The 9,055-nt window shown below is 43.7% G+C and carries 9 protein-coding genes; 4 read left to right on the top strand and 5 right to left on the bottom strand.

Features of this window, described 5'->3' with window-relative positions; translation table 11 throughout:
* The 3 genes from NI470_RS10805 to rimI form a co-directional block, all read left to right on the top strand.
* Positions 1 to 146 (top strand): EF-Tu C-terminal domain-related protein (locus tag NI470_RS10805; protein ID WP_079378470.1); only part of this gene is annotated, 146 nt, incomplete at its 5' end.
* 224 nt (positions 147 to 370) lie between these two features.
* Positions 371 to 1,252: a metal-dependent hydrolase gene (locus NI470_RS10800; protein WP_004646113.1), complete on the top strand. Its 882-nt coding sequence runs from the start codon at positions 371 to 373 to the stop codon at positions 1,250 to 1,252.
* A gap of 105 nt (positions 1,253 to 1,357) precedes the next feature.
* The gene (gene rimI / locus NI470_RS10795; protein WP_253148338.1) at positions 1,358 to 1,816 is read left to right on the top strand and encodes a ribosomal protein S18-alanine N-acetyltransferase; all 459 of its coding nucleotides are present in this window, start codon (positions 1,358 to 1,360) and stop codon (positions 1,814 to 1,816) included.
* A gap of 15 nt (positions 1,817 to 1,831) precedes the next feature.
* Here rimI and NI470_RS10790 read toward each other — a convergent pair whose 3' ends face one another.
* The 3 genes from NI470_RS10790 to trxB all read right to left on the bottom strand — a co-directional run bounded on the left by NI470_RS10790 (position 1,832) and on the right by trxB (position 4,455).
* On the bottom strand, positions 1,832 to 2,647 hold the full coding sequence (locus NI470_RS10790) for an arginyltransferase (protein WP_153567203.1): 816 nt from the start codon (positions 2,645 to 2,647) through the stop codon (positions 1,832 to 1,834).
* Positions 2,648 to 2,668: 21 nt separating this feature from the next.
* Complete coding sequence (gene aat / locus NI470_RS10785) at positions 2,669 to 3,400, bottom strand: leucyl/phenylalanyl-tRNA--protein transferase (RefSeq protein WP_153567204.1); 732 nt, start codon at positions 3,398 to 3,400, stop codon at positions 2,669 to 2,671.
* 92 nt (positions 3,401 to 3,492) lie between these two features.
* On the bottom strand, positions 3,493 to 4,455 hold the full coding sequence (gene trxB, locus NI470_RS10780) for a thioredoxin-disulfide reductase (protein ID WP_004730595.1): 963 nt from the start codon (positions 4,453 to 4,455) through the stop codon (positions 3,493 to 3,495).
* Positions 4,456 to 4,704: 249 nt separating this feature from the next.
* Between trxB and NI470_RS10775 the strand changes: the two genes are divergently transcribed.
* Positions 4,705 to 7,761: a DNA translocase FtsK gene (locus tag NI470_RS10775; protein WP_253148339.1), complete on the top strand. Its 3,057-nt coding sequence runs from the start codon at positions 4,705 to 4,707 to the stop codon at positions 7,759 to 7,761.
* Between the two features lie 57 nt (positions 7,762 to 7,818).
* On the opposite strand, the gene NI470_RS10770 is transcribed toward NI470_RS10775, so the two are convergent.
* Complete coding sequence (locus NI470_RS10770; protein ID WP_253148340.1) at positions 7,819 to 8,499, bottom strand: hypothetical protein; 681 nt, start codon at positions 8,497 to 8,499, stop codon at positions 7,819 to 7,821.
* A gap of 73 nt (positions 8,500 to 8,572) precedes the next feature.
* Positions 8,573 to 8,860, bottom strand: a complete 288-nt coding sequence (locus NI470_RS10765) for a PA4642 family protein (protein WP_004279254.1) — start codon at positions 8,858 to 8,860, stop codon at positions 8,573 to 8,575.
* Between the last annotated feature and the right edge of the window lie 195 nt (positions 8,861 to 9,055).

Here is a 9,055-nt window from a genome sequence, read left to right as displayed (position 1 = left end):
GCGTGGAAATGGTTATGCCTGGTGACAACGTTGAGATGTCAGTAGAGCTAATCCACCCGATCGCAATGGACCCAGGTCTACGTTTTGCGATTCGTGAAGGCGGTCGTACAGTTGGTGCTGGTGTAGTTGCTAAAGTAACTGCATAATCGCTGATTGTGTAAGAAAAGCGCCTCTTTGAGGCGCTTTTTTTTGATTCAAACTTTTTATAAAACTAAAAATAGATTGTCGGACAATGATTTTAAAAGCTGTCCTTATCTGATATTGGCTTGACCTAAACTGCACTTATGTAAAAAAAATTACCACGTAATATACAGATAAGAATATGAATATTACATTTTCGGGTCTGGATTGGCCTGATGGGAGTGGTCACATGAATGCGAAAGTAAATATTACAAATCGTGCGGGTGCAAGTTTTCCAGTTCGTCGCATGAACTTTGATTTTGATGCTGTACCGGAATATTGGATGAATGGTTCAGCAGGTCTCACTCATTTTATGACCGCATTATCTGCGCTATTTCCAGCAGGTGAAAAGTTTTTTATAGATTCAGTCCGCGCGGTACGTAACCATCCTGCAATTGCCAATAATGAAGCATTACAAAAAGAAATTTCTGCTTTTATTGGTCAGGAAGCCATGCATACTCACGAGCATATCGGCTTTAATGCTTCTGCGCAAAAACATGGGCATGATGTCGAGACGCTTGATCGTTATACCGATAAAGTCATTCAAACGACACGTAAAGTCATGGCTAAACTGGGTAAGCCTGTGGGAATTACCCAAGAAATGGTAGATTTGACTGCAACTACGGCACTTGAGCATTTCACTGCAACCATTGCCTCACAGCTTTTGACCAATAGCCACATTCAGGAATTGATGACAGATGAAACCATGAAAACCATGTGGTTATGGCATGCTATCGAGGAAAATGAACATAAGGCAGTTGCACATGATGTCTTTGAAGGAGTTTTTGGCAAAGGCCTAAAAGCCTATGCACTGCGTACTTCATCCTTGGTCATCGCAATGGCAACCTTATTTGTGGTGCAAAGCTATTTCCTCGCCCGTTTGCTTAAACAGGATCAGCAGTTTAATCTTGAGTCCTTAAAAGCCATTTATACCTATGCCTATAGTCCTTCTAAAGGTGTCATTACGGGTATGGCGAAAGAAATGCTGATGTATTTTAAACCGGGATTCCATCCGAATGATCATTATACAGATCAACTGTTGGCGACTTGGAAAGCTAAATTGGGTTTGTGACAGAACTGAAGATTGGAGAGCGACTAAAATCGCTCTTTTTTTTGCTCGATTTTTTGCATGAACTTTCTATAATGCGGAGGTTGATTCTATATAAGATGAACGAAGATGATTCGTTTAATGCAAGCAGCGGATGTAGAAGCCGTTGCAAAGATTGAGAGATCGGTTCAATCCCATCCCTGGACTTTAAAACAGTTCAAAGATGCTGTAACGGCTTATCAAAGTACCGTGATTGAAGTGCAAGGGCAGGTGGCCGGATTTTGTATTTTACAACCGGTGCTGGATGAAGCCAATTTATTGCTCATGGCAATTGATCCGGCACAGCAAGGTCAGGGTTTGGGCTATCAGTTGCTGGAGGCTTCAGTGACGATGCTAAAAAATAATCCGGTGCAGATTTTCCTGGAAGTGCGCGAGAGTAATCAGGCTGCGATCAAGCTTTATGAAAAATCAGGCTTTCATCAGATTGATCTGCGCAAGAATTATTATCCTAACAGTAACGGAAGCCGTGAACATGCCATCATTATGGTGAAAGCATGTACAGATGATTTTGCTAGTCTATTTAAATAATACAAACTGACGACTTTATTTAATAATCTGGTGATTCCATCCGCTGGGTAAGGTCGTCATTAATGAGTTTCCCAAGTGCTGAATCTCCGCCTCAGTGAGTGCATGGTTCAGGCGTCGCCATTGTCCATCGATCAAGAGTTCCAGTGGTAGATACTGAGATTTGTAATTCATTTTGCTAGAGTGCGGCACCCAATATCCCAGATAGATAAACTGCAAGCCCAACTTTTGTGCATGTTCAATCTGTTTCAAGATTGCAAAAGCACCGAGTGAACGACGATTTTCATCCGGATCAAAGAAGGTATAAACGGCAGAGATGCCATCATCCAGCAGGTCACAGTTGGAAACGCTGATTAGACGCTCACCTTGCCATAATTCTAGAAAGAAGCTGTCGGTACAGCTTTGTAATAAAAATTTTTCGAACTGATCCCGAGTCGGTGGGAACATGTCGCCATCTGCGTGGCGTTCATTGATATAGCGTTCATACAGCGCATAATGTAGATCACCGGCGTGCTCTGGACTGGTAATTTTCATCACCAGATCCTGATTACGTTTCCAGGCTTTTTTTTGTGAGCTGTTCATGCGGAATTCAGCGACAGGCACACGCGAAGATAGGCATTGACGGCACAGATGACATTCGGGGCGATACACGAAATCACCACTGCGGCGGAAACCGGTACGTGACAGTTCCGATAAAGTTACGACATCAATACGATGTGCAGGATCCAGAAAAACCATGCGCGCCGACTTGTTGGGCAAATAGCTACAATCATGCGGCGGCGTAATATAATACTGTAAATCGTTCAGTAGGGCCTTTGGCTGATAAGAGTTCATAACAACTACCCTCTGTTATTTTCATTCACTTAAGCGCGCGTTTTGCGCTATTGTTTTACTTGAAAATACACCTTCCTGATACTTTTTCCAATCGATAGCAGGCTTTTTTACAATATCTTGTAAAGAATTAAGATAAGCTTGGCGAGAAAGTGTACAGGCACCCAGACTTAACAGGTGATCATTCACCAGTTGGCAGTCGATCCAGGGTAGTTTATTTTCCTGTCCAATCAGCATTAAAGTATAGAAAGCCATTTTAGAAACATCGGTTTGCGTACTAAACATGGATTCACCAAAACAGCCTTGACCGATGGTCACACCATAAAGTCCACCCACGACGCGATCTTCATCCCAGACCTCAATGCTATAGCTATATCCTGCGTCAAACATGTCGCAATAGCCTGCGATAATATCTTCACTGATCCAGGTGTCGTCTGCATAAGCACGAGGTAGGGAGCAGGAACGAATCACTCTTTCAAAAGCATGATTGACCGTAATTTTATAGTCCTGCTTTTTCATATTACGTAGCAGGGATTTGCTCGGATGATAATCTTCGGGGCGAATAATGCAGCGTGGTTCCGGACTCCACCAGCAAATCGGATCACTTTCTGAAAACCAGGGAAATAATCCATGCGTATAGGCTTCATAAAGTGTGGAAGGGGAGAGGTCTGCACCAATACAAATCAGGCCTTCACCTTCAGGATCAACCTCGATCGGATTGGGAAAAATGAATTCTGAGGGAGGAAGTAAAGACATGGCAGACCCGATATAAATCTATAGATAAATCATCATCTCATTCTAGCAATAAAAAAGCCGCCCATAATGGACGGCGTTTTTATTCTTGCTGCTTAGTCTAGTTTACCCATCGCATCAAGATATTTTTCCGCATCCAGTGCAGCCATACAGCCTGAACCCGCAGAAGTAATCGCCTGACGATAAATGCTGTCTGCAATATCACCGGCTGCGAATACACCCGGTACCGACGTTTGTGTTGCATTACCTGCAGTACCGCTTTGCACCTGGATATAGCCGTCACGAAGTTCTAACTGGCCTTCGAACATGGTGCTATTTGGCTTGTGACCAATCGCCACAAACATACCCGTCACATCAATGTTTTGAGTAGAGTCATCTTGCGTTGATTTAATACGAACTGAGGTCACACCAGATTGTGCATCACCGAGTACTTCATCGACCTGATGGTTCCAGATAATGCTGATCTTGCCTTCTTTTTCTTTGGCAAATAAATGATCTTGCAAGATTTTTTCGGAACGTAAGGAATCACGACGGTGAACCAGAGTCACGTGAGAAGCAATGTTAGATAAATACAACGCTTCTTCAACAGCAGTATTACCACCACCTACGACCATTACTTTCTGGTTTTTATAGAAGAAACCATCACAGGTTGCGCAAGCACTGACACCTTGACCCATATAGGCTGCTTCAGATTCCAGACCGAGGTATTGGGCAGTTGCACCGGTACAGATGATCAGAGCATCACAGGTGAATTCTTCCATATCGCCTTTTAACACGAAGGGGCGCTGGCTAAGATCCACTTCATTGATATGGTCATACACGATTTCAGTGCCAAAACGCTCTGCATGTGCCTGCATACGTTCCATCAATGCTGGACCAGTCAAACCTTCGGGATCACCCGGCCAGTTATCGACGTCAGTCGTCGTGGTCAGCTGACCGCCCAGTTGCAAGCCTGCAATCAGGGTAGGTTTCAAGTTTGCACGCGCTGCATACACTGCTGCGCTATAGCCTGCAGGGCCAGAACCTAAAATAATCAGTCGTGAGTGACGTGCGCTCATCAGCTGTATCCTTTTTTATTTAGAAATTTATTGAATTATACGTGAAACTGTATAACAGTGGTGTGAGATTAAAGTCGATATTATTGATCATTGAAATCGATTTGGGCTATATAGCATAAGTAACATTGTGCTTGCACAATAGTGCATCTTTTTTCACAGAACAGGTGCATAATATGCATTTTATTGCGTCGCTTTTTTCAAGCATTGAAGCAAAAGAATATTCATGAAGAATTGGTTACAGGACAGTATATGACAGCGGTGTCGAGTGCCTATGCACAGCGCTTAGTAATGACATTATTTTTAGTCTCATTTGGGATTTATCTGTTTCTTGCAACAGTGACCTATACGCCATTTGATCCGGGGTGGATGCATATCTCTAGTGATACGCAGACCGTTTCGAATGCTAGTGGGGTAGCGGGTGCCTGGATTGCAGACCTTTTGTTTGGCTTTCTCGGTTGGGCAAGTCTGCTGATCCCTGTCTATCTGTTTATGGAGGCGATTCAGGTCTGGTGGCCGCGTAGCTTCCTGAACCGGCCATTTCGCTATGCTGCGCAATTCTTCCTGTTGCTGAGCACCTCAGCGCTTTTGTTTTTATTCTGGCAAGTTCCTGCTGATACGCTGGATAATTCTTCCGGCGGTATTATTGGCTATGAATTAGGCCAGAGTCTGGAACAATTGCTGACAGTCTATGGTGCAGCATTCTTCCTGCTGGTGCTTTGGGTGGTGTTATTTACCTTGGCTTTTGGGGTGAAGTGGAACAAGACCTGGAGCAGCCTCAAAGCAACGCCTGCTTATCTACAAGACCTGTTCTACCGTAATGTGCCTGAAGGCATGTCTGATTTTGATCGGACTGCACCTGTCGCCAAAAAAGAGCCAGTCATTAGTGCAAAAAAAGTAGCGGTTGCAGTAACACCTGCGCCTGAGCATCAACTGGTAGAAATAGATCCGGTGGTACGTGATCAGGTGGCTGAACGCTTATTTGATGATTTTGCCGATAAAGAATCACAACAACCGCAGTTTTATGATGATCTTCCCGAAGCTGAGCAGCAGGCTCCTGAGCCAGTCGAGACATTTAAGCAAGTACAGCAAGTGCCTCAACAGCCGGATCGTGTGGTAGCCACAGGCGAGGTGTGGCGTGCCTTACATTCAAATGAAGATCAGCGCCATAAACAGGATATTGATGCCTTACTCAAAGCAGCCGAAGAAGAACAGCTTAATTCTCCAGTCTCACATATAGCCGCTCCTCAACCTGTTTCAGCACAGACTCATGCTCACACCAGAACCGCATCGGCTTCACATACAGGCCTGGATTGGGATGATGATGAAATCTTTGATGAACTTCTGGCTGCAGTTCCGCAAGGCAAAACTGCGACAGATGTGCATAGCCCATTCAATACCGCGCCGCCTGAAAAAACGTCAAGAATTGTAGAAGAGGTAGTAAATGCTGCGCCGGTGATGGCATCGGCAGCAACCGTACATGCAGTAAAAAATAGCGCACTGCAAACCGATCTGGATGATCTGGGTGATTTGTTAGTTGAAGAGGACGAGCCACAACAACCTGTACGTGCTTCGAGCTATGCGCAATCTTCTGCTTTTGTACAGGCACCGATTCAGCATCAGGTTGTAGAGCCGATATCCAATTCTTCCGCCGCCAATGCAGCAGTACGCGAGGCTTTATCGAAAGAAGAATTTGTGGAAGCCTGGCAAGAGACTGCTGGCAAACCACAAGATGAAGACGAGTTTGATTTTGATGCTCCTTTGACCGATGCTTCAGGCCGTCCGATGTCACGTGCCATGCAGGTGGCAGAGCGCCGTAAAGATTTATCGCCGCTTCCAGGCCTGGATTTACTGGATGAAGTTGATCCGAATAAAAAAGTGAATTTTACCGAAGAGCAGCTGGCACGTTTATCTGAGCTGCTTGAAATCAAGTTGCAGGAATTCAACGTCAAAGCCAAGGTGGTAGAAGCACAGCCAGGCCCAGTCGTGACACGTTTTGAACTGGATCTGGCGCCAGGGGTAAAAGCCTCTAAAGTGACGAATATTTCGCGTGATCTGGCACGTTCGATGTCGATGGCATCGGTTCGTGTGGTTGAAGTCATTCCAGGCAAGCCGTATATCGGAATTGAAGTACCAAACAGTACCCGTGAAATGGTCCGTTTAATCGAACTTTTGACCATTCCCGCCTTTACTGATCCGAATAGTATTCTCTCTATGGCAATGGGTAAGGATATTTCCGGTAATCCGGTAATTGCTGATCTGGGTAAAGCGCCGCATATGCTGGTGGCAGGGACCACGGGTTCCGGTAAATCGGTGGCGGTCAACTCGATGATTCTATCGATGTTGCTGAAATATACCCCAGATGAATTGCGTCTTATTCTGATCGATCCAAAGCAGCTGGAACTGGCGAACTATAATGATATTCCGCATTTGTTGACGCCTGTAGTCACCGATATGAAAGATGCGGTCAGCGCATTGAACTGGTGTGTCAATGAGATGGAACGTCGTTATAAGCTGATGTCTTTCTTGAAAATCCGTAAACTAAGCGACTATAACCGCAAGGTGGAAGAGGCGATTGCCAATGGTGAAGACCTGATCGATCCAACCTGGAAAGCCAGCGATTCTGTTGTGGGTGAACGTGCGCCGCGTTTGACGCCATTGCCTTCCATTGTGATTGTCGCGGATGAGTTCGCGGATATGATCATGCAGGTGGGTAAAAAAGCCGAAGAAATGATTACCCGTCTGGCACAAAAATCACGTGCTGCCGGTATTCACCTGTTGCTTGCGACCCAACGTCCATCGGTGGACGTGATCACCGGTTTGATCAAAGCCAATATTCCAACACGTGTCGCGCTACGGGTTAACTCCAAGATCGACTCGCGTACTATTCTGGATGCGGGTGGTGCAGAGGACTTGCTCGGTCACGGTGACATGCTATTCCTCGGCCCGGGTAAAATCGAACCTGAGCGTGTACATGGTGCCTTTATTGCCGATGACGAAGTCAACCGGATCTGCGATGCATGGCGTGAACGTGGTTCACCAAATTATGTCGACGAGATCCTGACACCATTTGATGAAGAACCATCCAGCCGTGGTTTTGAAGATGGTGGTGAGGGCAGTTCAGACCGTGATGCACTGTATGACCAGTGTGTAGCTTTTGTTTTGGAAACCCGTAAGGCTTCTACTTCATCCTTGCAACGTAAATTCAGTCTGGGCTATAACCGTGCTGCACGGATCATTGACCAGATGGAAGAAAACGGCATTGTTAGCGGTATGGGTGCCAATGGTAAACGCGAGATTCTGGTTTAGTTTCACAATCTTTGCAATAAAAAGGCCTGCATGATGCAGGCCTTTTTTGTAAAGGAGTTATTCAATTTTAGACCACTGTAAATAAACATCTTTCTTAAAATTAATTAAGGTCTTTTCTTCAAGCGGTTTATTTATATTTCGGCGAACTTGCTCAATTGCATCATTTAATTTTTCTTGATGAGCATAAACAGCAATGAATTGATTATAGTCTTGGATATATTCCTTGAACTTTTCAGATAAAAGACGATTAAAAATCTGCTTAAATTCTCGACTTGTAGTACCTTGTGATTCATGACCAGTAAAGGGATCTAAGTATTTTGGTATATAGGCAATATTCCATGGTGCAGTAAATAAAAGCGGGTTTTTAGTACGGCCAAACAAATGTGAGATTTGATAATTCATAATTCTTATTTTTGGACCATCTACGCGCTTAGTTTTTTTACAATATGGTGTTAAATCTTTCAGAATTTTAGCGGGAATATCATTGTTAGTACGGTCAATATGAATATTCTGATGATTAAAAAGAATTTTATAAAGTTCTTGAAATAGATTTGAATTTATACCGTTACGTCCATAACTTCGTATAGTCATAGGTGTATTATTTAAAAGATCCTGTTTTAAATTATTCCATCTTCGATCAATTTCTGTATCTTGGATATAAATAATATTATTTATACTTGATTTAAAAAATATTTCTTTATCAATAAGTTCAAATAGTTTTTCATAAGCATCTAACATATATAATCTCTGAAATAAGTTTTGATATTAAAAAAGCCTGCTTTCAAAGCAGGCTTTTTTATGTATTTTTGACTCAGGCAAATTTTGCCAATACATCCAGGAACTCGGCACTTTGACGCGGGAAAGTGGCAATCACGTCATGAATGCGTTGTCCTTCCGGATTGGTTGCATTGACATCACGACCATCAGCGACAAATTTCGTCAACAGGCGTTCATAATCGAATGGACGCATATGCTTGAAAGCATGATACAGCACGTGAAAATCAGCATTAACACCTGCAGGAGGAAGCTGATTCAAGTAGGCAAATACACGCTCATCTGACCATTCTTCGTTAAAGGTCGCTGGTTGAGATAATGCCATCGCAATTTCCTTGATCTAATGTAGTTTTTTCGGCATGAAAAAAGGCAAAATATGAGACTAGATTAGCAAAGCACTGCTTTGCCTAGTCGCAAGACTTGAAGCTATGCTTCAAGTGGGCGGAATATAGCTAAACTACTATTTCTACCACTCTCATATTTTGCCTTGAATCAATTTACTTGACCAATCAAAAATCAG

Origin of the sequence: Acinetobacter lwoffii (assembly GCF_024129115.1) — a bacterium.
Taxonomy (GTDB): Bacteria; Pseudomonadota; Gammaproteobacteria; order Pseudomonadales; family Moraxellaceae; genus Acinetobacter; species Acinetobacter lwoffii_T.
Note: the sequence above shows the minus strand (reverse complement) of the source record. Positions and strands in the feature narration are given on the sequence as shown.

Excerpts from the sequence above, each read along its gene's own strand:
- NI470_RS10790 (WP_153567203.1), bottom strand. The coding sequence starts at position 2,647 with ATGAACTCTTATCAGCCAAAGGCCCTACTGAACGATTTACAGTATTAT.
- NI470_RS10770 (WP_253148340.1), bottom strand. The coding sequence starts at position 8,499 with ATGTTAGATGCTTATGAAAAACTATTTGAACTTATTGATAAAGAAATA.
- trxB (WP_004730595.1), bottom strand. The coding sequence starts at position 4,455 with ATGAGCGCACGTCACTCACGACTGATTATTTTAGGTTCTGGCCCTGCA.
- rimI (WP_253148338.1), top strand. The coding sequence starts at position 1,358 with ATGATTCGTTTAATGCAAGCAGCGGATGTAGAAGCCGTTGCAAAGATT.
- NI470_RS10775 (WP_253148339.1), top strand. The coding sequence starts at position 4,705 with ATGACAGCGGTGTCGAGTGCCTATGCACAGCGCTTAGTAATGACATTA.
- NI470_RS10800 (WP_004646113.1), top strand. The coding sequence starts at position 371 with ATGAATGCGAAAGTAAATATTACAAATCGTGCGGGTGCAAGTTTTCCA.
- aat (WP_153567204.1), bottom strand. The coding sequence starts at position 3,400 with ATGTCTTTACTTCCTCCCTCAGAATTCATTTTTCCCAATCCGATCGAG.
- NI470_RS10765 (WP_004279254.1), bottom strand. The coding sequence starts at position 8,860 with ATGGCATTATCTCAACCAGCGACCTTTAACGAAGAATGGTCAGATGAG.